Source organism: Acinetobacter sp. MYb10 (assembly GCF_002980175.2).
GTDB lineage: Bacteria > Pseudomonadota > Gammaproteobacteria > Pseudomonadales > Moraxellaceae > Acinetobacter > Acinetobacter guillouiae.
Map to the genome: position 1 here is coordinate 4,597,300 of NZ_CP058272.1, position 25,391 is coordinate 4,622,690.

Consider the following 25,391-nt stretch of genomic DNA (forward strand, 5'->3'; position numbering starts at 1 on the left):
TGTTTTTAAACTGATCAATATTTCTATCGCCTACACTCAAAGGTAAGATTTATGCTGCCACGGGATAGTGGCACTATGTATGATTAAATAATGGAACATCAAAATGAGTTGATTTATATCAAGTTAATTATATAGATAAGTATAAGATAATTTTAGTTACAGTTTTAACTTTGGTTTATTTCTTGCATGTTATACATTGTCTATTAAAAGACCGATGTTTTGCCCCAAAAATGTTCCATGATGTAGCAAGAATGAGGTGATAAAATGATAAGAACAGTCAATTATTCAACAGCAGATAAGGTCATCCTTCGCCAAAAAGGCTGGAAATGGTTTAGTGTTATTTTAGTTGTACAAATGCTGATTATTCTCAGTGCATATTTAATTGCATAGCTAAAGAAGCGAGTACATTCTCTGATTGATAATTTTAGATGCTAATAACAAAAGCCACTTTATTGTGGTTTTTGTTTATTAAAGATCTTTCATGAATCAAAAAATGATCACTTGAGGTGAATTATATTGGTATTGAAAGTTCCTTCTCCCTATGGGAGAAGGCTAGGATGAGGGTGCTTTTATGTTGATTTATGGTTTTAAAAAGGACTTATGAAAGAAGTCTATTATGAATTTTTATAATTTTTTTTCATAAAAATAAATGACCTAATCGTGACTTTAGAGTCCTTACAAAACTTATTGCTTTCGCAAACGACTGCTGGAAAATAACCTATGAAACAGTTTCAGAATATAAATAAAATAAGTTTACTAATAGTCGGTTTGATTTTTACACAATTGGTAAATGCTCAGAATATTCAGATAGACACGCTTATCGATACTAAAGCGATCAATTGTTATGCACTTTTTCAACATCCTGAAAGTAAAATAGCTGTACTTTTACAAGATTTTAGCCGTGATGGGCAGAAAAATGTAAAGCTGAATAAATCTAAACAGACGATGATTGTTGGTAATAATACATATTATGGTGTGCAAGGTTATCGCTATTATAAAACTGCACATACTGAACAGGATGACTTAGCAGTAGATAGTAATGTTTTTGGATCACAACTGATCAAAATTGCATTACAAAAATATAAATCGGGTAAAACTCAATCCAATGGTTACTATTTTGTATTTAAGGGTACACCGACAACGGTGCTCTATCATTTACGTAAGGTTGTGGGTGATGATTGGAATATTGAGAACGCTTTAGATGAAACACCACAAGGAAACTCAAAGTTGAGCTGTGGCTATACAAGGTAAATGAATGAATAGATTTATATTTCTAATACCAATACTGTTTTCACTTAGCGCATGTTATCCATATATAGAAAAAACCATACCTGAAATTGAAGTAACTGTAAAAGATTCTGAAGGGAAAATGGTGGATCTTGCTTATGTCGTTTTAACGACGACAGTTAAAGAGGGTAAAACGATCAAAAACTACAAGACTCAATATACTAAAAATGGCAAAGCGTATTTTGATATCAATAGATCTTTTGCACTGAATATGGGGTTGGATAGAAAGTATACATGGTTGCTCTGTGTATCTAAACAAGGCTATAAAAAGCAATATTACAGTATTTCAGATAAAAGTATTTTTGATATACATTTAGAAAGATTGGAAGATCCAAAAGTGAATCAAAAATGCCAGAACAATACACTTAGAATAAGGTGACTATAATTTCCCACATGTCAAAATTAATTTAGAAAAATCAAAAAATTTTTAAATAGATGAGTTTATGAAAAGAAGCATATTTCTAGTACCAATCCTGATTTCTTTAAGTAGTTGTTATCCGATATATAAAAACACAGAAGCCTCAAGTGACTGTGACTGTTGTAAATGAGCAGGGAGTAGCAATTGCTGATGTAAAAGTCGTGTTAGTAACGGCAGTACATCCTGCAAAAATAGATGACCAGTATGATGAAAAGTTCACAAACAAATTGGGGATAGTGAATTTTGAAAAACAGGCCCAATGGAAAGTTGAGAGCTTAATGATTCATGGGGTACAAGTGTACGATTGGAATTTATGCCTTGCAAAAGATGGCTATATCACACAAGAATTTGTCGATGTCGGTAAAAAAGCGCAGATTAAAATCATTTTAAAGAAAGGTAAAACGCCATTAAAACAGTACCCTTATCAATGCTAGAAGGTTAATTATTCTGCATATCATATATTCAATCTTTTGAGCGATTGGTGGAATTGAATGCAGTCTAAAAGGGAGGTGATCTTAGTCAAGCATGTACAAAAAAACCACCCGAAGGTGGTTTTTCTGATCTTAAAAATTAATGTGTGGCATCAAAATTATAAGATTTTTGTTTTTCAGTATCGAATTTGCCTTCCCATTTACTAATCACGAGAACAGCAAGTGCGTTACCAATCACATTCAATACAGTACGGGCCATATCTAAAATACGGTCAATACCCGCAATAAATGCTAAGCCTTCTAGTGGGATCCCCACGCTGCCTAAAGTTGCCAATAGGACTACGAAAGACACACCAGGAACACCTGCGATACCCTTAGAGGTAATCATCAGGGTCAAGACCAAAACAAGCTGTTGAGTGATGGTTAAATCAATACCGTAAAGTTGCGCAATAAATATGGCAGCAATACTTTGATAGAGTGTTGAACCATCTAAGTTAAATGAATAACCGATAGGAACAACAAAACTGGTAATTGATTTAGGTGCACCATAAGCTTCCATTTTTTCCATCATACGTGGTAAAACGGTTTCAGAGCTTGCAGTGGAGTAGGCCAGAATAAGTTCATCTTTTAAGATTTTGATAATTGTCCAGATACTGAAACCACAGAATCTAGCCACAAAACCAAGCACAATAAAGATAAAGAACAGAATTGCCCCATAAACTAAAACTGCTAGTTTAATTAACGGTAATAATGAACTAAAACCAAAGTTTGCAACAGTCGCTGCAATCAAGCCGAATACACCAAACGGTGCAAACATCATGATCATGTGCGTTACTTTGAACATTGTTTCAGAAACAGCTTTTAACACGTCAATTAACGGTTGCTTGGTTTCTTTAGACAATGAACCTAGACCAATACCGAAAATGACTGCAAAGAAAATAATCGGCAACATGTGCCCATCACCCATTGCAGCAAAAATATTCGGTGGGATAAGTGAAAGAACTGTATTCACTAAGCCATGAGCTTCATGGCTGACTTCCTGTGTCGTTTCTTTATATTGCGAAATATCAGAGGTTGTCAGTGTAGACATATCAATGCCTGCACCAGGTTGGAATACATTGGCAGCAACTAAGCCTACAATAATTGCAACTGTCGTAATAATCTCAAAATAAACAATGGTTTTAAAACCAAGTTTACCGACACTTTTACTGTCACCCGCATTGGCAATTCCTAAAATCAGCATGGAAAGCACAAGTGGAATTACAATCATTTTGATCAGATTGATGAAAATCTTACCCAATGGTTGTAAAAAGTTTGCAATGATGTCACCGCGAATTTCAGGTGCGTTGTGCAAAAAAGCACCAACAAGAATACCTAAGAAGAGCGCAATAACAATTTGCCAAGCGAGGCTAATTTTCATTTTCTTCATACTGAGCCCTTAAAATTCAGATTTTGGCGAAAAGGAAAACTCTATCAAAAAAACACAAAAGAAATCCCGCTAAAGCATGTGGGTGCCTTAGGGTGGGAGATTCTGAGTATTCAGAGTATTTCGAAAATGGCCTATTCTGACGCTATTTGCGTCAGCAGTACTAACTTTTTTATCAAAAATGCGTTCAAATGATTAAAAATAGTTCAGTTTGATTAAAATATTCGATTTTATTGTTAATTTTAATTCATTATATAAATTAAATTTCACACAATTATTCTTATTTTTTATGTGTTTTGGTCAGGCGTATATATGCCCATATCATCAAAACTCCTGTTAAGCACACGAGATAAATTAACTTAGGAATAACCACCTGAATCGGTACACCCATTTGATTTAACTGAATAAATAAGTTAATTCCTTGAGTAGACGGGAAGAGGTGAGCAAAATACTGCATCCAAGTCGGCATTGCTTGCAGGGGCCAAGCTGCACCTGAGAGTAAAAATAATGGAATTGAGGTGAAAACGATCAGATGTCCAGCACGTTCTGAAATATCTAGATAGCTGGCTAAAAGCATTGCCATTGTAATCACGCAACTAATAAAAATCGGAACAGAAAACAGCATGCCCCAGAAATTGCCACCTCTTGGGTAGTCATTGATCCAGTAAGTGAAACCAAATAGATAATAGCAGCCGAGGCAGCCAATCGTGAGTGCTGCTAGATAGATTCCAAAAAATTCAGCGGTTGTGGCTCGCCATCGTTGCTCACGATACCCAGCAATCAACATGCACAAGCCCAGAACAATAGTCTGATGGATAATCAGCGGTGCAATTGCAGGAAAGATATAACTGCCATATCCTGAAAGTGTGTTAAACAACGGAATTTGATGGATCGGAAGCGCGACTTGGAAATGTGAAATTTTGCCAAACCTTTCGGCTTGTTCTGCAACCGCATTTTCAATTGCAGTGGCTAAGCCTAAACCAATCTGTTTGGTTTTAAGAAAATAAGCACTGCTTAAATATAAACCAATACCACCAGCCTCACCTCGAACCACACTATTGGATAGGTTCTCAGGTAATAATAAAATACCATCGGCTTTCTGCTCTTGAACCATACGTTTTGCTTGTTCAAAATTTCCAGTAATTTCAGTAACTTTTACATTGGGACTTTTGGCAACTTCAGTAATGATGGTATTGCTCAGATAGCTTTGTTCTTCATCTACAATAATAATCGGTAAGCTTTCAGCCGTTTGCGCTTTATAGGCTGTGGGATAAAAAATGCTATAAAAAAATACTGAAAGCACCATGGTGGTCAAAATAGACGAGTTTTTCCCAATATTTTTAAAAGTGTCTACATAGTATCGAGCGAGTTTTTTAAAGAATTTAATCATGTTTTGCTCCCTTCAAATTTTTATTGAGGAGTAAACTTGATAATGCAAAATAGAAAATACAATATGCGGCAAGGATAGCTAAAGGAACCATCGAAATAAAACTAGGACTGCCAACAACCCATTGTTCAGTTTGTAATTTCGCATAAGGTGTATAAGGAATAATGTTGGCCCAAAATTTGGTAAAAATTGGTGCATTATTCAAGGGAAGCGTTACGCCTGCAAAACTTAGTGAAGAGCCACCATAAACTGCAATAAATCCAAAAGTTTTAGATAAATTTCTAGTTGCGAGAACGACTGTACTACTGATCAGTGCATAGGCTGAATAAAGTAAGAACTGTCCAAGTAAAATTATCCATAGACTGCCAGCAATGAACCAACCTCGGATCACCACCAGCCAAAACAACCATGCCCAAGTCCAAAAACAGAAAATTAACACATAGACCATATTTTTTGCCAAAAGCGCACTCAATACAGACTTGCCTTGGACCCATTGATTTAAGGTACCGTATTTCAATTCTTGACCCACAGCAAAGGCTACACAACAACACAGCAATAAGTGCAAAATTGCTGGAATCATAAAGGGTTCTAAATAGAACTCATAACTGAGATTTGGATTGAATAGGGGAGAAATTTTTATATTTGCTGTGGAAAGTTCAGCATAAGGAATTTTATTTTCAAAATATGAATTCTTTGCAAAATCAGCAATCGCTTCAACCGTAGAGAGAAGCATCGCTGAAGAGATCCCATTGCCAATACTAAAATAGGACTGATTAAAAGCAATACTGATCTGTGCATCTTGTGCTTGAACCATACGTTGTTCAGCACCTGCTGGAATATGCACATATCCCCAAATCTTGGTCTGATTGAGCAGATGTTCAACTTCATTGGGATTGTCTGATACAGTGTAGATTGAAAGCGTGTGATTATGACTAAGATACTTTTCTATATTGCGACTGAGTTCACTCTGATCTTGATCAATAATTGCAATCGGTAAATGTTCAGCTTTTCCTGCATAAAACATACTACTGAATAAAATAATCACAAAGAGCGGGGCAAGTGTGACTAAGCATAAATCCCATTTATGCTTGAGCAAATATTGAAGCTCTCTTAACATGCCCGTCCACATGTTTATTGGCTCTCTTTTAATTTAAAGATCACACTCATGCCTACTTTTAATTCAGGCACGGCTTCAGCGGGAGTAAGCTTGACTTTAAAACTACGAATATCATATCCACCTGTCTGACGTGTGGTTTTAATAGTTGCAAACTCACCCTCAGCATCTATATTTTTGATGTTAAATGACACTGTTTTATTGAGTGCGGGTATAAAACCATCTAAGCTTTTTGCTTGATAAACTTGGGTGTATTGATCTTCACGGACATTTAAACTGACCCAATTTTCTTCATCTTGAATAATACTCACAACAGGGACACCAATAGCCACCAGTTCTGAGGGTTTACCATAAGTTTTAGATACTGTGCCGTTTACAGGAGAATATAGTTTGGTTTCTGCCTCTAAAGCATTGGCTTCCGCAACAGCGGCTTTTGCAATCTCGACTTGTGCATCAGCCCCAGATTTTTGTTCAGCGGTACTGCCACGTTTTGCTCGTGCATATTGCTGATAAGCGGCTTCACTCATTTGAGTGGCTGATTGTGCAGCGGCATGCATTTCATCACGGCGTTGACGTGAAATTACCCCTTGTGCAAAGAGGTTAGCACCACGTTGATAGGTCATTTTTGCAAGATTTTCTTGCGCTTTTACACTTTGCCAATTGGCATATAAGGTATCAATGTTTTCTTGTTGAGAACCTCTGTCTGCCGTCGATTGTAAGGCTAAGGCGGATTGTAAACTTGCCAGCGCTTGTTGTTTTTTGGCAGCAATTTCTGGACTACTTAGAGTAACTAACAGTTGTCCTTTTTCAATTTTTTGACCATCGCTGACAAAGATGCCTTCTATCCGACTTGGAACTTTAGTGCTGACATGTAATGTTTCAGCCTCAACACGTCCTTGAACATCTACTGTTTTAGGTTGATAACTTTTCCATAGACCAAACGCAATCAATCCCAATAATAGAATTAAAATTATTGCGCCGATGACCAAAATTGTTTTCTTTTTAGAAGGTTTTTGATCAGCGTTGATGTTTGTCGCAGCTCTTTGTTCCTGTGCTGAGTCTCTGATTGGTGTCTCTTTTTCAGATTCAATTTGATTGGCTGTAGGTTGTTGCGCTACAGCTGCATCAGATAAAGCAGTCGGATCTGTATTATTGTGTGTATTCATTTCTGGATGAACTAAATTTTCATTTGATGAAATATCTGAGTTTGCATCAGCTTGCGAAGTTGAAGATGAATCATTTTGTCCATTGTGATGGTCATGCTGTTTTGTCATTTTATGCTCCATCTTAACGAATATAATCTGTATTAGTTTGATTGACGTAGTCTTTAAATTGTTCAATAGAACCATGGCTTTGTAGCAAAGTTGCTAGAGAGAGTACGTATTTATAGGCATTGAGTGCTTTTTCTGTTTTGAGTAGGCTGAGTTGATTCTGTGCATCGATGACTTGAGTGGCGGTGCCCATATCTTCTTTAAATGATAATTGTTGGATTCTTAAATTCTCTAACACTGCTTGTTCATTTTGTTGCAGTAATTGATTGGACTGCTGTGCTGTGGCGAGTTCACTATAGGATTTGTAGATAATATTCTCAATCTCTTGTTGGGTGCGCGCTGTCATAAGCTCTGTTGCATATCTTTGTAATTCAGCGGCTTGGACATTTTTGTTTTTATCAATCCCTGAAAATAGGTTGTAGCGAGCAGCAACACCCACAATCCAGTTTTGGTTTTGATCTAAACTATATTCCCCAAACGCAAAAAGGGTTGGTTTTTTTGCGGCGCTCTGTATTTTGACATTCTGATTGGCAAGCTGAGTATCCATTTGCATTTTTCGAACCAGGCTTGAAGTTTCAGGATAAGAAGCAAGGAGTTGGTTGAGTGATTGGTTTTGCTGACGATTGACAAATAAGGGTGTCGTCAGTTGATCAATTTTGGATTTATGCAATAAATTTTGAAGTTGGAACTGACTGGCTTGTAAATTTGCTGAAGCATTTTGTTCTGAACGCTGGGCATTATTGCGCGCAACTTCAAATTGCATGCGCTGTCCTTTGCTAATAAATCCCTGTTTTTCAAGTTTGAGTGAATTGTCATAGTGTTGTTGCATTGCACTTAGATTGAATTGACTGGCATTGAACAGCTGTTGTTGTAATTGCACATTAAAATACGCCTGAATCACTTCAAAACGTTGTGTATCTTGCTGTTGTTTAGTATCGAGTTGACTACGTTCAACTTTTAAATTGGCAATTTGTTTTGTTGTCGAGGTAATCCCGCCAGTATAAATTGGCATCATCACAGAAACTGTAGGGCGAACTACTTCATCTTCAAGGACAACATTGGCTGTATCTGGAATTAAGCCAATACCACTATGAATTCCTTGGTTTAGTCCTTGTTTTAAAGGATCTGTGATATTTGATGGAATGTTCTGTTCAGATTGCCATTGATCAACCCGATCATTCACCCCTTGTGAAAGCGTCTGTTCCAGATTATTTTTGACCCCATTTAGCGGAATATCTGTTTCAGTATGAAACTTATAGGCACGTACATTTAAATCGATGCGAGGTAGACCAATATTTTTGACAGCCTCTGCTTGAAGTTTAGACGCTTGATTGAGTGCTTGATTGGCTTGGGTGGTATAAGAATTTTCAAGTAAATATTGTTCTGCTTGCACATAGCTTAGATTTTCAGCACAGGTGACAGATACAAAGGCCGTATTGAAGGCTGCAAAACTGCTTACTTGTATCAATTTTGATAATGCTTTAAGTGAATAGCAAGTTTTAAATTTCATCTGAAAAATCATCAGCATTTGTTTAAATTTGAGACTATTCTAACCTTGAATGACTAGAATAAATAATCTAAATGTATACTTTAATATGTGTGGTTTTTGTAGTTTCGATAATCAGTATAAATCCGATTAAATTATAATCAAAATCATGATAATTCAATCAATAAATTGAATCTCAAAATAGATCTATGGAGAATAAAAATGGCAAGAATTACCGTTGAGTCCGTGGTCACAGCACCAATCGAATTGGTTTGGGACATTTATAATAATCCAGAGGATATACAGCAATGGAATACCGCTTCAGCGGATTGGCACACGGTCAATTCTAAAAATGATTTACGTGTAGGTGGACAATTCTCAAATCGTATGGAAGCCAAAGATGGCAGTATGGGCTTTGATTTTTCGGGTACATATACTGAAATTATTCCCCATAAAAAAATTGCCTATTCTTTTGGCGAGCGAAATGCTGAAGTTCACTTTGAACAAAAAAATGATGCTGTTGTGGTGAGGATTAGTTTTGATCCTGAAACGATATATCCGATTGAGCAACAGCAAGCAGGTTGGCAAGCAATTTTAGATAATTTTGCACGCTATGTAGAAAATAAAGTTTAGTTCTGCACAAACGTATAATACAAAATATTTCCACAGACTTACTTTGATCTTCTGAAATTCGTTTAGATCAAAGTTGAGTGTTGTTGTGGAAATCTTTCTTTATACCTTGAGTGTGATGTATAGCCCCGGTCCTGTAAATTTCATTGGATTGAATTCAGGACTGCTTGGGCAGCTTAAACAATCCATCGGTTTTTTCATTGGGGTGGGTTGTGCAATGTTATTTCTATTTCTGACTTTGGGCTATGTTGGTGAGGCTGTTATTCCTCACCACTGGCTACACTATATTTCTTTGGTCGGGGCGGTGTATACCTTTTATATGGCTGTTAAAATGTTGACAGCCTATTTAGAAAGTACTGAAAAAGCCGAACATCAACTGAGCTTCTTAAATGGTTTCTTAATTCAATTGTTTAATCCTAAAGGGATTCTGGTGATTTTACCCGTCACGACAATTATGTATCCTGCGGCTAAAATTACAGGCGTAATGATTTTTATTGTATCTTTGATCATTTCAATGGGTGCTGCTGGAGCGCCATTTGTATATGCTTTGGCGGGCAAGTTTTTAGGGGATAAAATTTCTGATCCTAAATGGTTTAATTATTTAAATAAAATTATGGCAATCATGCTGATTGTTACAGGACTTGGAATGCTACGCGATTTTATTGTAGGAATGAATTTGCTGTGATTAATCACTAGCTTGAACTGAATCTGTGTGTATTTACGCCTAAGGCAAATGATTGATCTTTTTCCAATGCGCAGGGCTGAGCCCAAACGCTTGTTTAAAATGTCGGATCATATGGCTTTGATCATAAAACCCTGCATCTGTTGCAGCCGCAACCAAAGAAGCCCCTTTGATTAAATTGATTTTAACTTTTTCCAGCCTACGCATGGTTAAATAACGATGTGGGCTGGTTCCAAACAATAAGCGGAAGTCGCGCGATAAACTCCAACGGTCGCGTCCAATATTTTTTTCTAAATCATCTAAGCTGATATTTCGTTCAGATACAGCATGAATAAATTCTCGAGCTTGTTCTGCTGCACGATAATCAAAACTCAGCCGTTGTGATAATGGTTGAACAGAAATTTCATTTAAAGCCATGGCTAGATCATACAGCGCATCTTCTTCTTCCAATACTTCCATATGATTTTCGATGCTTTGTAGAAAAGTATTAGTGGCTTTAAATAATCGAGGATCTGTGCTGATCCCGTGTTCGATAAAAGGTAGTGGTTTACCATTTAAAATAGATTGAATTTTTGCAGGTTCTATATACACCATACGATAGCGGAAACCGTCTTGTGTACCTGATTCACCATCATGTTTTTCATCAGGATGCAGCACCATGGTCATACCTTGCTGGCTATGTTGCATGACACCTTGATAATGAAAACTTTGAACGCCTGAAAGTGTACGACCAATGGCATAGGTATCATGCCGATGCGGTTCATAGGCATGATCATTAAAAAATGCTTCGATACGTTCAAATCGATCTGTTTCCGATGCTGTGCGAATCCAATCCTGATGATTTGATGTTGGCATTGAACATCTACCAATGAATAAAGTTTAAGCTGGATAAATTATAACTGAGTTCAGCTGATAAATTGAGTTTTCTATTGGTATATGGTTATGCGTAACGAATGTACTAGTCTTGTGCGGTTAGCTAGAAAAGCAGGTCGATAACAAGTATTGTTTTAGCGTTGTGTTTAAAAATATCAATGAGCAGTCTAGCTATAATATTTTGCTTCTCTCAATATCGATAGTTAATTGAATTATCAACTCTAAATCTCTAAACATATTGAAATATTGATTGACAAAGCTACTGCATGAAAGGTCGATTTGTGGTTAAATGCGCCTATTTCATTCGTTTCACTTTTAAAAAGGGAAAAATCATGCGCGCGTACAATTTCTGTGCTGGTCCTGCTGCATTACCTACTGCCGTTTTAGAAAAAGCTCAGGCTGAGTTATTGGATTGGCACGGTAAAGGCTTATCCATCATGGAAATGAGCCATCGTAGCAAAGACTATGTGGCTGTCGCTGAAAAAGCAGAAGCAGATTTACGTAAATTGATGAACATTCCAGAGAACTATAAAGTATTGTTCTTACAAGGTGGTGCATCACTTCAGTTTTCTGCAATTCCACTCAATTTATTGGGTAAAAATTCTAAAGCTGATTATATCCATACTGGGATTTGGTCAGAAAAAGCCACTAAAGAAGCGCAACGTTATGGCGATATCAATATCGTTGAAGCGGCAACAAGCATAAATGGAAAGCTTGCAATTTCTGAGCAAAGTACATGGAACTTGTCAGACGATGCGGCTTATGTCCATTATGCTGAAAATGAAACAATTGGTGGTATTCAATTTGCCAATATTCCAGAAACAGATAAACCTTTAGTTTCTGATTTTTCATCAAGTATTTTATCTGCACCATTAGACGTATCTAAGTTTGGTTTGATCTATGCTGGAGCACAAAAGAATATTGGCCCAGCAGGTTTAACCCTTGTGATCGTGCGTGATGATTTATTGGATCAAGCAAAACCTGAAATTCCAAGCTTGTTAAAATATGGTTCACAAGCGAAGAATGATTCTATGGTGAATACGCCAGCAACTTATGCTTGGTATTTATCTGGTTTGGTTTTTGAATGGTTACTTGAGCAGGGCGGTGTAGACGCAATGTATAAAACCAACCTTGAAAAATCTAAATTGCTATATGGTTATATTGATTCTAGTGATTTTTATAATAACCCGATCGCACTTCCAAACCGTTCAATCATGAATGTACCGTTTACTTTGGCAGATGAAGCATTGGATAAATTATTCTTGAAAGAAGCTGAAGAAAATCATTTGCTCAATCTTGCGGGTCATCGTTCAGTGGGTGGTATGCGAGCAAGTATTTATAACGCTGTACCTTTGGAAGGCGTACAAGCACTTGTCAACTTTATGGATGACTTTGCTCAACGTAACGGCTAATCTCACTTCAAAACATTTAAATGATTTGTTGTGGTCGATCAGGACCTAATTTTCTCCTTTGATTGAATAAACAGGTAAAGCCCTAGACATAAAAAAATCCCTCCAGAGTGAGGGATTTTTTTATGTGAGATAAATGTCGTAAAACATTAAGTCGTTGGGAATATGCCTAATATATGGATCATCATTGCAGCTAAAAACATACCCAGAACAAAAAAGCAGCAGGCTCCTTTATCCAAGCGTAAGTGAAAACCACTAACTTGATTGATTAGACTAGTCGATTGTTCAGGTATAATTTTCATTACTGAGCCTAGATTTTTAAATTATTGTTTAAATCCTATTGGTTCGTCGTATTTTTAACATAATTGACTGGTTAAATAAAGTGCTAAATTACATTATTAATATGTTGTGGCTTTTATTATCTCCCGATTAATAAAAATATTATGAATTTATAATCATGATTTTGTGGATACATTGTGGATAACTTGACTGTTTTTTAGTCTTTAAGTGGAAAATAATATGATTTAAGTATAAAAATGAAGTCTATTTTTTAACAAGATCATGATATTTATTGGTTTAATTTTTATACTTAAGCTGCTGTTTTTAAATTTATTTTTGAATTCGTTTTCTTGGGATTTTTCAAATAGGGGAATGTATTTATTATTTAAATAAACAGGCGATATTCTTCAACTTAAATAGTTTTAAAAAGGCCTGATTATTTAATTTTGAATTTAAACTGTGGATAACTGGTAAATTTGAATTCAAAAAGATAAAAAGTGTGAGGTTCTATTTAGATATAATAGAAATGTTACAAAACATGTAATAAAAAAGCATGATGGGTTTTCCATCATGCTGATCATGTGTTTTTTGAATCAAGCAGCAGAATAAATGTTTGCTTGAATCCAGATATTACCGCGAATATATTGTCCAATTTCAAAATTTTTGAAAGCAGGATCCTTGGTTGCGATACGGACTAAGATTGCGGGTTGGTTCTCTTCAAGAATTAAAGTCACATCATAAAGGGTGTAGTCTTGTTGCATAAACTGCATTTGAGTTTTACCGACTACTTTACCTTGAAACCAAGCTTCATCCTCTTGCCCTAGGGTTTCTCCATAGAGGTATGCGACCATTTTAGAAAAATCAACAGTAACAGGCGCTTTATCATCTTCTGACTTCGCTTCCCATGCATCAATTTGTTCTTGAAGGTTTTCAGGTGCAATACCATTATTTTGTGACAGGATATCGTTTAATGCACGATGGTGTTTGATTGAAGCAGGATCATCAACAATGATTTGTTCATGGTCAGAAACTTTTTCAAGTTCGTAGGCCCATGCATTCAGTTGAACTTTATATTGTTGATCTTGCAAATATTGATGGCCGTTTACACTGTACAAACTGTCAAATGCATAAACTACACTATTTGTTCCTACTTTTAGGCTAAGTACGGCTTGAGTATTGGTTTTACAGGTAATAATACGGTCAATAGAAGCATTTAATTGATAGGGACTTTCAAAACTTGGGAAAGCCGTTTTTACAGCTTTAGGTTTGTTATTCTCAACATCAATCACTTGACAGAGCTGTACAGAAGAACCGCTTGGACCTTGGATTAACCAAGTTGATACATCCATATCGCATTCTTTTGAACAAAGCCCCATGGGCATCACTGGTGCATCCAAAGCCAAACCTAACCATTTGGGCACTTCGGAAGTTGGATTTTCAGTCAATAGACTCCAATGTTCGACATGGCTACCAAAATTCTGATCTTCTATGATAATTGTTTCAGGTCTGTTTTGATTGTTCATTTTCACGATTTTAAATGCCTCTCTTATGCTATTAAATCGAGGGTGATTGCTAGATTTCAAGTCCTGAAATGTAAAATCATAAGAAAAACCAGAATATTAAGCTCAATTACCATAAACCACGCGCGAAATTGTACTTTTAATCACCAAAAGCGAGATGAAAAGTTTGATTGGATCTGAAAGTCGTTAAAGTTTTTCGCGATAAATAAAAAAATATGCATAGGACAGCGAAGCGGCATTTTGTTAAAATGTTGAAAAATCTTTATCAGAGATGTTGTGTGCTGCCATTTAAACTTTGGGTCGATGCAGATGCTTTACCTAAAATTCTTCGTGAAGTGATCTTACGTGCATCAGACCGTTATCAATTGGAAGTTACTTTTGTTGCAAACCAGCCTGTAGGTATTACACCGTCTGTACGGATCAACTCAATTCAAGCAATGTCGGGTGCAGATCAAGCTGACCAAGAAATTGTTGATCGTATGGGGGAGCATGATATTGTGATTACTCAGGATATCCCTTTAGCGGCACAGGTTATTGAAAAGGGTGGTGTGGCAATTCATCCACGTGGAGAAGTGTATACTTCAGCCAACGTCAAAGCTCGCTTACATTTGCGTGATTTTATGGATACCTTGCGTGGTGCCGGTGTACAAACAGGTGGGCCACCACCGATTTCTGAGCGTGATAAACGTGAATTTTCGAGTAGCCTAGACCAAACCATTCTCAAGCAGAAACGTAAGACTTCGATATAAGTTTAACTCATGCTTTGAATAATCATCTGCGACTGATTTTTTCGACCTTTTGAATGACTCGACCTTGCTTTTCAATAGATCTTCACATTGCTTGATTAAGATTTAAGTGAATTTGCAAAGATTAATGTAGAAATTCTTTTTTAAACCCAGCACATTTTAATTCACATCCAGCAGTCATTTAGGAATTTATATGCCCTCCAAATCCAACCTAATGACGACCTATATTTTATTGGTCTTCATTTGGGCAAGTACGCCTTTGGCAATTGTATGGAGTGTGGCAGATTTACATATGATGTGGGCCTTGGTTTTGCGGTTTTTTATCGCCTTGCCGATTGCTTTAATTCTATTGCTGATTTTAAAAGTTAAATTACCGTGCAATAAAATTGCTTTACATAGTTATTTAGCCGGCTCATTTAGTCTGATTGGTTCGCAAATTTTTACCTATGCTGCAACCAGTTATTTAAGTTCAGGTATTATTGCTTTGATGTTTGGGTTAGCTCCAATTATGGCAGGGCTTATTGGTCGTTTTGTTTTTGGTCAAAGATTATTGGGGATTCAATGGCTTGGGATGCTAGTTGCTGTTGTTGGCCTCGCCATTATTTGTACCAGTAGCGGGGCAAGTCAACATGTGCATCCTGTTGGAATCTTGTTGATGTTGATGAGTGTATTTACCTATGCTTTTTCCATCTTTTGGGTAAAAAAAGTGAATGCAGATGTCGTTCCAATGGCGCAAGCAACAGGTTCAATCTTGGTCTCTACCTTGGCAGCAATGTGTATTATTCCTTTTATTTGGCAGTATGCGCCTACGCATATTCCCGAAACCAAATCATTATTGGCGTTGATTTATACCGTATTGATGGCTTCATTACTGGCGATGTTTTGTTATTTTAAATTGGTGCAAAATATTAAAGCCACGACCTTGTCATTGACGACTGTGATGACCCCGATGATTGCCATGTTTTTAGGTGCGATGCTCAATAATGAGAAACCGACAATGAGTGTGTTTATTGGTGCGGCGGTTTTGATCTTTGGACTAATTTTATACTTTTATAAAGATTTTAAAGCACGTCAATTGCTGGCTAAAAAGATTGAAAATTAGCATCGATTTTTTCTTTTTCCTTTAGATTTTATGCCGAGTGATTAACCTCAAACTAAGTTTGGATTGATGCTTTTTAAATAAGATGTGTTTTTAATTTTTATACAAAGTTAATCATGATACTTACAGAATGATGAAGGCCAATATGAGTCATTTTAAATAAAGTACTTTTTATAAAATAGTATATTCACTGCACCATTTTAGATAAAAGCAATCATTATAATAATTGAAGATATTGAGATAAAAGAATAAAGATAAATAGTATAGGATAAAAATAATAACCAAAATGAGTTGAAGAGAAATGACGAAGCAGATCCGCTTTAACGCCTTTGAAATGAATTGTATTGCCCACCAATCTCCTGGTTTATGGCGTCATCCTTCAGATCGTTCGACAGAATATAAAGATATTGAGTATTGGACTGACCTTGCTAAAATCTTGGAAAAGGGCGTGTTTGATGGCATTTTTATTGCGGATGTACTCGGGATATATGATGTTTACCACCACAGTGCAGAACATGCATTAACAGGTGCAGTACAAGTCCCGGTCAATGATCCTTTGCAAATTGTTCCAGCGATGGCTGCGGTAACACGGCATTTAGGTTTCGGTGTAACTACATCAATATCTTTTGAACATCCTTATCCTTTTGCACGAAGAATCAGTACATTAGATCATCTTACCAAAGGTCGGGTGGGATGGAATATTGTCACCTCCTATTTGGAAAGTGGTTCTAAAAACTTAGGACTAAATACGCAATTAAATCATGATGATCGCTATGACATTGCCGATGAGTATTTAGAAGTGCTATATAAGTTGTGGGAAGGGTCTTGGGAAAGCGATGCTGTTTTAAGAGATAAGCAGGCTGGGATCTTTGCAGATCATACAAAAGTTCATCCTATTTCACATGAGGGGAAGTACTTTAAAGTTCCTGGTATTCATATTTGTGAGCCTTCACCACAACGCACACCTGTGCTATACCAAGCTGGTGCTTCAGCTCGAGGGCAAAAATTTGCAAGCCAAAATGCCGAATGTATTTTTATTGCGCCACCGTCAAAAATAGCAGCCAAGAAAATTGTTCAAAGTATTCGTGAAAAATTAAAGCAGGAAGGACGAGATCCTTATGCTGTTAAAATTTATACCTTATTGTCAATTGTAACCGATGAAACAGATCAAAAGGCACAGGCGAAATTTAAAGAATATCAGTCTTATGGAAGCTATGATGGTGCATTGACATTGGTGTCTGGTTGGTCTGGTGTGGATTTTTCACAGTATCAACCTCATGATAAAGTTGAGTATATTGAAACTAATGCGATTCAATCGATGTTAGATGCTTATGTCAATGCAGATCCTAAGCGTATTTGGACAATTGAAGAAATTGCCCATTGGAATAGTGTGGGGGGAAATGGTCCTGTATTGGTCGGTTCAGCACAAACGGTTGCAGATGAGTTACAACAATGGGTAGAAGATACAGATGTTGATGGTTTTAATTTAGCCTATATTCTTGCTCATCAAACTTTTATTGATATTGTAGATTTTATTGTACCTGAGCTACAACGCCGTGGTGTTTATCAAACAGAATATCGTCAGGGGACTTTACGAGAAAAACTATTTCAACAAAGTGCTTATTTGCCAGAGAATCATCGAGGTGCACAATATCGTAAAGAGAATACGGATAGATTGGCACAAGCAAGTTAGTCTAAATCCAATTTTAAATATGCATTTTAAATAATTATTTATTGCATATTGATTGAGCTCATTAGTTAGAGTCCAGCCCACATAATGTGGGCTTTTTTATGATTTTAATAGTTATGAATTTTAATGATAAATTTATGATTTTGTTTTGAATAATAAATGCATTTATTCGTATAAATAGTATAAAAAAATAATGCTAGTTTAAATCCATGCTTATTTAAAAGAGTAACAACAATGACTGATTTAAACCAAAAAAACTTTTCTTCTCAGACAGCGGTTCCTTTGCAATTTTTTGAATTGAATCATGATGCACATGTTATTCAATCGGATGCGGAAGCCATTCAAGTAGCGAAAAATTTGGCCAAAGAATTTGCCAAAGAAGCATCACAACGTGATTATGAACGTCGTTTGCCGCTTGAGGAGATACAGCTCTATTCACAAAGTGGTTTATGGGGAATTAATATTCCTCAGGCATTTGGTGGGGCTGAAGTGAAATATCGTACTTTAGCGGAAGTTGTGAAGACCATTTCTAGTGTAGATCCTTCACTTGGGCAAATTGCACAAAACCATTGGGCTTTTATTGAGCATCTCCGTTTAGATGCCAGTCCTGAGCAGCAACAATTTTTCTTTGCTGAAATTTTAAAAGGTCGACGTCTGGGCAATGCGTTTTCAGAAAAAGGCAGCAAGACCGTTGCTGACTTAGAAACCAAAATACATAAAACAGCCCAAGGCTATGAAATTAATGGTCAAAAATTCTTTGCTACAGGGGCTTTATTGGCACATTGGGTACCTGTTGTAGCAGTTAATGAAGAGGGGTTGCCTGTGGTTGCCTTAACGCCACGGACCAGTACAGGTCTGGAAATTGTTAATGATTGGTCTGGATTTGGACAAAGAACCACAGCGAGTGGAACTGTGTTATTAAAACAAGTTCAAGTCGATGAAAAATATATTGTGCCGATTCACAAAGCCTTTGAAAGACCTACAGCAGCAGGTGCTATTTCTCAATTTATTCAAGCCGCAGTAGATGCTGGTATTGCTCGTGGTGCAATTGATGAAACGATTCAATATGTACGCTTACATTCACGCCCTTGGATTGACTCAGGTTTAGAGAAAGCCAGCGATGATCCGTATACCATTGCAAGTATTGGGGAGTTAAAAATCAAATTACGTGCAGCCGAAGCTGTTTTAGACTTGGCTGGTGATGCAATTGATCAAGCAATTGCCAATCCATCTGAAGAGAATGCTAATCAGGCGGCATTACTGGTCGCAGAAGCCAAGGTATTAACAACTGAAATTGCCATCCTAGCTTCAAATAGATTATTTGAATTATCAGGTACTCGTTCAACATTGTCTGAATTAAATTTAGATCGCCATTGGCGTAATGCACGTACTCATACTTTGCATGATCCTGTACGTTGGAAATTTAATTTAGTCGGTAATTATTATCTCAATAACATTCACTTACCACGCCATGCGTGGAGTTAAGAATAAAAATAACCAACAGATGGAGAGAAAAAATGGGTAACTTAGATATTCAAAACCGTTTTATTGAGGATTTATCAATCTCAGCAGACTATGAGAAGGTTGCGTCAAAGTATCGTGCAATTTTTGAAAAGATTTCACAAGGTGTCGTTGAGCGCGAGCAACAGCGTATATTGCCGTATGAGCAAATAGACTGGTTAAAACATGCAGGTTTTGGTGCATTACGTGTGCCAGTCAAGTTTGGTGGAGATGGGGTGTCTTTACCTCAGTTATTTCAATTGCTCACTGAACTTGCAAAGGCCGATTCAAATATTGTGCAAGCATTGCGGGGGCATTTCGCTTTTGTTGAAGATCGATTAAATGCACATAAGTTTAAGAATCAAGAATTATGGTTTAAACGCTTTGTTCAAGGTGATTTGGTGGGGAATGCATGGACTGAAATCGGTCATGTAAAAATTGGTGATGTGATTACCCGTGTAACTCAAAATAATAATCAATTGCTGGTCAATGGGAAGAAGTACTATTCAACAGGTACAATCTTTGCGGATTGGGTTGATTTGTTTGCCTATGATGAACGTACTGATCAGCATGTTATTGCTGCGATTTCTCGACATGCTTCTGGGGTTGAAGTACAGGATGATTGGGATGGTTTCGGTCAAAAAACTACGGGGAGTGGCACTTTAACATTAAGCAATGTTGCAGTCGAAGCAGACCATATTTTGCCTTTTGAGCAACGTTTTAAATATCAAACTGCATTCTACCAAGTGATTCATTTAGCGACCTTATCGGGTATTGCACAGTCAGCAGTTGCAACATTTATTCATGAAGTACAAAAGCGTGATCGTATTTTTAGTCATGGCAATGCTGATTTAGTACGTAATGATCCGCAGATTTTACAAGTGATTGGTAAAGCTTCCGCACAAGCCTATGCAAGTGAAAGTATTACCACTCAAACAGCAGAAGCTTTGCAGCGTGCATATATCAGTCATTTTAGTGAATCCGAAGTAAAAAATATTCAAGCAAATAATGATGCTGAATTAGAAGCGGCACAAGGGCAGGTGGTTATTTCTGATTTAGTCTTGGAGTTAACCAGTAAGTTGTTTAATGCGCTTGGCGCATCTGCAAGTACCACCACAAAACAACTTGATCGCTTCTGGCGCAATGCGCGGGTCGTATCTTCACATAATCCAGTCGTATATAAGGAAAAAGTGATTGGTGATTGGGAAGTCAATCGTGAACCATTGCCTTTTGTTTGGCAAATTGGAACAAGTCCAAAAGTTGGCGCTGCATAAAATTTAAATTTTAACCACCTTTAGTTCAAGGCTTGCTTATGCAAGCTTTTGATTTTTATAAAGACTATAAAGAAAAATAATTATTGTACTCATGAGTATACAAAATGGCAGATTTGGTACTATGAGGAGAAAACAAAGTTAAGTAGATTAGTACAGCAAAAAACAAATACAACGAGGAAATCATGTCGCTTAAAGGAAAAACACTTTTTATTACTGGTGCAAGCCGAGGAATAGGGCGAGAGATTGCACTAAAAGCTGCACAAGATGGTGCGAACATTGTGATTGCTGCAAAATCTACACAAGAGCATCCTAAATTAGGAGGCTCGATTTATACTGTTGCTCAAGAAGTTGAGGCGGCAGGTGGTCAAGCTTTAGCACTTCAACTGGATGTGCGTGATCAAGATGCGGTTGCGCTTGCCATGAAACAAGCAGCAGAGCATTTCGGTGGAATTGATATTTTAATTAACAATGCTGGTGCGATTAAACTGTCTGGGGTAGAGACGCTTGATCCAAACCGTTTCGATTTAATGTATCAGATTAATACACGTGCTGTGATGGTATGTAGTCAAGCTGCGTTACCGTACTTAAAAAACAGTGACAATCCACATATTTTAAATCTTTCACCGCCGTTAAACTTGGATGAAAAATGGTTTGCCAGCTATGCACCTTATACCATTACTAAATATGGCATGAGTATGCTGACTTTAGGGATGAATCAAGAGTTTGCCAGTTATGGAGTGAGTGTAAACTCACTATGGCCGAGAACGATTATTGCTACAGCTGCAATTGAGTTTTCTTTAGGCGGTAAGCAATTATTTAGCAGAGCTCGTAAACCGAACATTATGGCAGACGCCGCTTATCGTATTTTAAACAGTGAGAAACGTGCTTTAACAGGACGGTTGTTGATTGATGAAGAAATTCTACGAGAGTCGGGTATTACAGATTTTTCTGAATATCGCTATGCTGATTCAGAGGATGAGTTGATGGTTGATTTGTTTGTTAAAGAATAATTGCTGAGCGGATCGCGCCAATAATCCGTACCGATTTTAAAATCCTAGTTTGATTGTTTAAAATCGGTACATTAAAACATTGGAAATTTTTATAAAAAAGCAGAATATATAATATTGAATCTAAAAATGAGTGAGATGTAATTTCGTGTATGAGTTAGATTGTAAGTTGCTCAGTATTTTTTACTATATCTACAAGTTTAAAAGTGTTTCTGTTGCCGCAGATCATTTAGCGATGAGCCAACCTACAGTAAGCAATATTCTGAACAAAATTCGTGTTCATTATAACGATCCGTTGTTTTTACGGATTGGTAATGAAATGGTGCCTACAGAATTATCTAAACAACTTTATCCTTTGATCAGTGAAGCACTGAGTAAAGTTGAAATTATTAATAATTTTAGTGTGGATTTTGATGAAACAGCATCACAGCAACAATTTACAGTTGCGATGACGGATGTTTCTCACTTAGTTTTATTGCCTAAAATATCTCAATATCTCAAAGCACATGCACCGCATGTCAAATTAAATGTTCGCGCCATCACCTCTGAAACCAGTTATCAGATGGCAAATGGTGAAATTGATTTGGCGATTGGTTTTTTACCGCAATTAGAAAATGGTTTCTATCAACAAAAATTATTCGAACAATTTTATGTGGTGATTGCATCTAAAGACCATCCACGATTAACTCAACAAAGCATGACCGTTGAGCAGTACTTGAGTGAATCACACATCGATATTGATGCGGGTGTGGGGCATTATCACATCGCCAATGAGTTGTTAAATTTGGATTTAAAACGTGATGTATTGATGCGTATCCCGAGTTATCTTGGTGTTGGATTGGTGGTGCAAGATACTGACTCGATTGCAACCGTTCCTTATTATTTGAGTGAGGTCTTGTTGTCACGAGGAAACTTACAAATTTTTCCAGCACCAATTTCGTTTCCGACTTATTCGATTAAGCAGTATTGGCATATGTCATGTCACCATAAAACTAGCCATCAGTGGTTAAGACATATGTGTTATGAGATTTTTAGTCAGGTGAACTCAATGCCTTTACCCAGTCAGTTATTGGGTCATGCCGATCAGCCTGAAGTTTAGAGGACTTTTAAAACTTAACAGCTTAAGAACAGTTATTCTTTTAACATTAATTCGCTTGATGCTCTGAATCGGTTAGCTTATCAGGTGTCATCAATGCTTGATTGACATAGAGTTTGATTAAGCGTTCACGAGAGCCAATAGACTTTTGATAGTGCGTAGAATTTAACAATAATGATGCGCCATAAGTTACTGTCCAGATATAAGACAAGTAATCACGGATTGACATACTACTGTTTAAGGCTTTGAGATGTGCTCCGAAAAGATCTTTAATTTCTAAAATACGTTGCTCACGTATGCTATAAAGTTCTTCGAATAAGTCTTTGAGTTTACGTTCGTTATTGGTTAGACGCTCTTCAATCACATGCAGTAAAATTGTTCGATTCGAATTTAACATGTTATATAACATGTATTCAGATACATAGATTTTAATATCGTGATGATAGGCTTTAGAAATATCTAAAAGTCGTTTTTCATTCAAAATAATCAGTTCAAGATACAGTTGGTTTTTACTTTTAAAATGTTTATAGATCGTTCCTTTTGCGATATCAAGTTCAGCAGCAAGCTCACTTAACGTAATATCCTGATTATTATCAAGCAATAAGGTTTCTGCCATTGCTAAAATTTTCTCTTTGCGAAGAAGAAAATTCTGTTGGCGCACTGAACTCATTCTATTGATCCAAAACCGCTGATGAAGAACTGGACTCAGAGTATATCAGCTATTTTGCTGATTCAATAAAACTATAGTCCATCATATTCAATAAAATATTTATTTTTTCAATATATTTAGGGTCTGTAGACATTTCATAAATGGCTTGCGTTGTAGGTTGAAATTGAGCAGGCAAGGCATGAAACGAAGAGAATAGCGAGACTATTTTTGAGTTTCATAACGTAGGCTGAGATAATTTTAGCCACAACCCTGAGCAAGAACAAAGCACTGCTTTGTTTGCAGCGCAAGGCGCAGCGGGAGACTTGTGTGTTTTTTGCCGTTACGTCGTTACCTTGCGAAACAGTGTTTCTCATCATTTAGAATGACTAATTTTCGTATTTCGCGCCTCATATCGGCTAAAAAACACACGTCGTCGCAAACATAGACGAATTGTCAACAGACCCTACTGATTTAGATTTTATATAAGCAAATTAGCGATGTTAAAAAAATTAATGAACAATTTATAAAACCTAAACTTAAGTATGGTCATACAATGAATATAAAGAAACTGTAAGAGATGTACCGTTTAAAAACAGCTTTAGTCAGCAACGACTTTACAAAAAAACCTGATCATTTGATCAGGTTATTCTTTTTAATAAAGGTCTTAGAAATTAATCCGCGCGGCGCCAAATGGTACCTTGACGTGTATCTTCCAGTACTACACCTTGAGCAAGCAAAGACTGACGGATTTCATCTGCACGGGCAAAGTCTTTATTTTTCTTGGCATCAACACGTTGTTGAATGAAATCTTCAATATCAGCTTCGGATAAACCAAGTGCTTCTTGACCAATGTCTGATTTTAAAAACTCATCTACATTGTATTGAACCAAGCCAAGAATATTGGTCAAGTGGCGTAAAGTAGAATAATAAAGCGTAGATTGCGCTGCATTCTCTTCTTTAACCGCACGATTCAATTCTTTAATAATTTCGAATAAAACTGCAATTGCTTCAGATGTATTGAAGTCATCACGCATTGCTGAATTAAAGCGCTCGACGAGCGTTTCATCTAACAGATCTGTGGTTTTATCGCCATAGACTTGTTGATATGCTTTAAATGCATGATAAAAACGAGAAAGCGTAGTTTTTGCTTCTTTTAGTGCAAAGTCCGAGAAGTTTATAGGGCTACGATAGTGTGATGACACAATAAAATAACGAATCACTTCAGGATGAAATTTCTCCATCACATCACGAATGGTAAAGAAGTTGCCTAAAGATTTAGACATTTTTTCACCATCGACATTGATAAAGCCAACATGCATCCAGTAGTTTACATATTGTTCATCTGTTGCTGCTTCTGATTGCGCAATTTCATTTTCATGATGTGGGAATAAAAGATCTGAACCGCCACCATGAATATCGAAATGATTGCCTAAGCAGCAAGTTGACATTGCTGAGCATTCAATATGCCAACCTGGACGGCCATTGCCCCAAGGTGAAGCCCATGATGGCTCATTTTCTTTAGCATGTTTCCATAGCACAAAATCAAATGGATGTTTCTTCTCAACTTCAACATCAACACGTTCAGAAGCGCCAGCTTGCATATCGTCAAGTTTACGTCCTGAAAGTCGGCCATAGTTCTTAAATTTTTCAACTTCAAAATAGACATCGCCATTTGCAGAAGGGTAAGCCGTGCCTTTATTGACAAGGTTACCAATCATATTCTGCATTTGATCGATGTAATCTGTTGCGCGTGGTGCCTCATCAGGTGCTAAGCATCCTAGGTTTTCGGCATCGTCATTCATCGCCTTGATAAAACGATCGGTCAAAGCTGTAATGCTTTCGCTATTTTCATTGGCACGCGCAATAATTTTGTCATCGATATCTGTGATGTTACGAACGTATTTAACATTCCAACCTTGGCTACGTAAAAAACGAATAATGTAGTCAAAAGCAACCATCACCCGAGCATGGCCTATATGACAGTAATCATAAACTGTCATACCGCACACATACATGTCGATATGTCCTTCTTTACGGGGAACAAATTCAACTTTTTTTCGTTGCTCAGAGTTGTAAAGAACAAATGGTTGCATAGGTTTTCTAAAGGCTTCAATAAA

At 36.9% G+C, this 25,391-nt stretch carries 23 protein-coding genes; 14 read left to right on the forward strand and 9 right to left on the reverse strand.

Annotation, left to right across the window (positions count from 1 at the left end; all coding sequences use genetic code 11):
* The first annotated feature begins 264 nt into the window (after positions 1-264).
* The 4 genes from CQZ96_RS21835 to CQZ96_RS21375 all read left to right on the forward strand — a co-directional run bounded on the left by CQZ96_RS21835 (position 265) and on the right by CQZ96_RS21375 (position 2,139).
* Positions 265-390, forward strand: a complete 126-nt coding sequence (locus CQZ96_RS21835; RefSeq protein WP_004724391.1) for a KGW motif small protein — start codon at positions 265-267, stop codon at positions 388-390.
* Positions 391-720: 330 nt separating this feature from the next.
* A complete protein-coding gene (locus CQZ96_RS21365; protein WP_056512091.1) occupies positions 721-1,251 on the forward strand; it encodes a hypothetical protein in 531 nt (176 codons plus the stop codon).
* A gap of 4 nt (positions 1,252-1,255) precedes the next feature.
* Entirely contained in the window at positions 1,256-1,666 is a 411-nt protein-coding gene (locus CQZ96_RS21370) for a hypothetical protein (protein ID WP_105714132.1), read from the forward strand.
* A 146-nt stretch (positions 1,667-1,812) separates the two neighbouring features.
* Entirely contained in the window at positions 1,813-2,139 is a 327-nt protein-coding gene (locus CQZ96_RS21375) for a hypothetical protein (RefSeq protein WP_228722754.1), read from the forward strand.
* A gap of 136 nt (positions 2,140-2,275) precedes the next feature.
* Here CQZ96_RS21375 and gltP read toward each other — a convergent pair whose 3' ends face one another.
* The 5 genes from gltP to CQZ96_RS21400 form a co-directional block, all read right to left on the reverse strand.
* A complete protein-coding gene (gltP, locus tag CQZ96_RS21380) occupies positions 2,276-3,565 on the reverse strand; it encodes a glutamate/aspartate:proton symporter GltP (protein WP_004724381.1) in 1,290 nt (429 codons plus the stop codon).
* Positions 3,566-3,842: 277 nt separating this feature from the next.
* Entirely contained in the window at positions 3,843-4,952 is a 1,110-nt protein-coding gene (locus CQZ96_RS21385; RefSeq protein WP_105714133.1) for an ABC transporter permease, read from the reverse strand.
* Positions 4,945-6,078: an ABC transporter permease gene (locus CQZ96_RS21390; RefSeq protein WP_105714134.1), complete on the reverse strand. Its 1,134-nt coding sequence runs from the start codon at positions 6,076-6,078 to the stop codon at positions 4,945-4,947. Before CQZ96_RS21390 ends, CQZ96_RS21385 begins: the two co-directional genes overlap by 8 nt.
* A gap of 2 nt (positions 6,079-6,080) precedes the next feature.
* Positions 6,081-7,337 carry an HlyD family secretion protein gene (locus CQZ96_RS21395; protein WP_105714135.1) on the reverse strand — a complete coding sequence of 419 codons (1,257 nt, stop codon included), beginning with the start codon at positions 7,335-7,337 and terminating at the stop codon, positions 6,081-6,083.
* Between the two features lie 13 nt (positions 7,338-7,350).
* Positions 7,351-8,844 (reverse strand): TolC family protein, encoded by a 1,494-nt coding sequence (locus tag CQZ96_RS21400; protein ID WP_105714136.1) that lies wholly within the window; start codon positions 8,842-8,844, stop codon positions 7,351-7,353.
* Between the two features lie 198 nt (positions 8,845-9,042).
* On the opposite strand from CQZ96_RS21400, the gene CQZ96_RS21405 reads away from it, so the two are divergent.
* On the forward strand, positions 9,043-9,453 hold the full coding sequence (locus CQZ96_RS21405; protein ID WP_105714137.1) for an SRPBCC domain-containing protein: 411 nt from the start codon (positions 9,043-9,045) through the stop codon (positions 9,451-9,453).
* 85 nt (positions 9,454-9,538) lie between these two features.
* Positions 9,539-10,135 carry a LysE family translocator gene (locus CQZ96_RS21410; protein WP_105714138.1) on the forward strand — a complete coding sequence of 199 codons (597 nt, stop codon included), beginning with the start codon at positions 9,539-9,541 and terminating at the stop codon, positions 10,133-10,135.
* Positions 10,136-10,174: 39 nt separating this feature from the next.
* Here CQZ96_RS21410 and CQZ96_RS21415 read toward each other — a convergent pair whose 3' ends face one another.
* Positions 10,175-10,987 carry an AraC family transcriptional regulator gene (locus CQZ96_RS21415; RefSeq protein ID WP_105714139.1) on the reverse strand — a complete coding sequence of 271 codons (813 nt, stop codon included), beginning with the start codon at positions 10,985-10,987 and terminating at the stop codon, positions 10,175-10,177.
* Positions 10,988-11,337: 350 nt separating this feature from the next.
* Here CQZ96_RS21415 and serC point away from each other — a divergent pair, with 350 nt between their 5' ends.
* Positions 11,338-12,417, forward strand: a complete 1,080-nt coding sequence (gene serC, locus CQZ96_RS21420; protein WP_105714140.1) for a 3-phosphoserine/phosphohydroxythreonine transaminase — start codon at positions 11,338-11,340, stop codon at positions 12,415-12,417.
* A gap of 869 nt (positions 12,418-13,286) precedes the next feature.
* On the opposite strand, the gene CQZ96_RS21425 is transcribed toward serC, so the two are convergent.
* A complete protein-coding gene (locus tag CQZ96_RS21425; protein ID WP_004724362.1) occupies positions 13,287-14,216 on the reverse strand; it encodes a hypothetical protein in 930 nt (309 codons plus the stop codon).
* Between the two features lie 245 nt (positions 14,217-14,461).
* Between CQZ96_RS21425 and CQZ96_RS21430 the strand changes: the two genes are divergently transcribed.
* From CQZ96_RS21430 to CQZ96_RS21460, 7 genes are all read left to right on the forward strand, one after another.
* Complete coding sequence (locus CQZ96_RS21430) at positions 14,462-14,962, forward strand: YaiI/YqxD family protein (protein WP_171066881.1); 501 nt, start codon at positions 14,462-14,464, stop codon at positions 14,960-14,962.
* A 190-nt stretch (positions 14,963-15,152) separates the two neighbouring features.
* A complete protein-coding gene (locus tag CQZ96_RS21435; protein ID WP_056512063.1) occupies positions 15,153-16,061 on the forward strand; it encodes a DMT family transporter in 909 nt (302 codons plus the stop codon).
* 298 nt (positions 16,062-16,359) lie between these two features.
* Positions 16,360-17,751, forward strand: a complete 1,392-nt coding sequence (locus CQZ96_RS21440) for an LLM class flavin-dependent oxidoreductase (protein WP_105714141.1) — start codon at positions 16,360-16,362, stop codon at positions 17,749-17,751.
* 231 nt (positions 17,752-17,982) lie between these two features.
* A complete protein-coding gene (locus CQZ96_RS21445; protein WP_105714142.1) occupies positions 17,983-19,233 on the forward strand; it encodes an SfnB family sulfur acquisition oxidoreductase in 1,251 nt (416 codons plus the stop codon).
* A gap of 32 nt (positions 19,234-19,265) precedes the next feature.
* The gene (locus CQZ96_RS21450; RefSeq protein WP_105714143.1) at positions 19,266-20,522 is read left to right on the forward strand and encodes an acyl-CoA dehydrogenase family protein; all 1,257 of its coding nucleotides are present in this window, start codon (positions 19,266-19,268) and stop codon (positions 20,520-20,522) included.
* Positions 20,523-20,704: 182 nt separating this feature from the next.
* The gene (locus tag CQZ96_RS21455; RefSeq protein WP_105714144.1) at positions 20,705-21,532 is read left to right on the forward strand and encodes an SDR family oxidoreductase; all 828 of its coding nucleotides are present in this window, start codon (positions 20,705-20,707) and stop codon (positions 21,530-21,532) included.
* Between the two features lie 145 nt (positions 21,533-21,677).
* Positions 21,678-22,628, forward strand: a complete 951-nt coding sequence (locus CQZ96_RS21460) for a LysR family transcriptional regulator (protein WP_105714145.1) — start codon at positions 21,678-21,680, stop codon at positions 22,626-22,628.
* Positions 22,629-22,674: 46 nt separating this feature from the next.
* Here CQZ96_RS21460 and CQZ96_RS21465 read toward each other — a convergent pair whose 3' ends face one another.
* On the reverse strand, positions 22,675-23,295 hold the full coding sequence (locus tag CQZ96_RS21465; RefSeq protein WP_004822589.1) for a TetR/AcrR family transcriptional regulator: 621 nt from the start codon (positions 23,293-23,295) through the stop codon (positions 22,675-22,677).
* A gap of 650 nt (positions 23,296-23,945) precedes the next feature.
* A complete protein-coding gene (gene cysS / locus CQZ96_RS21470; protein ID WP_105714146.1) occupies positions 23,946-25,367 on the reverse strand; it encodes a cysteine--tRNA ligase in 1,422 nt (473 codons plus the stop codon).
* Positions 25,368-25,391: the final 24 nt, after the last annotated feature.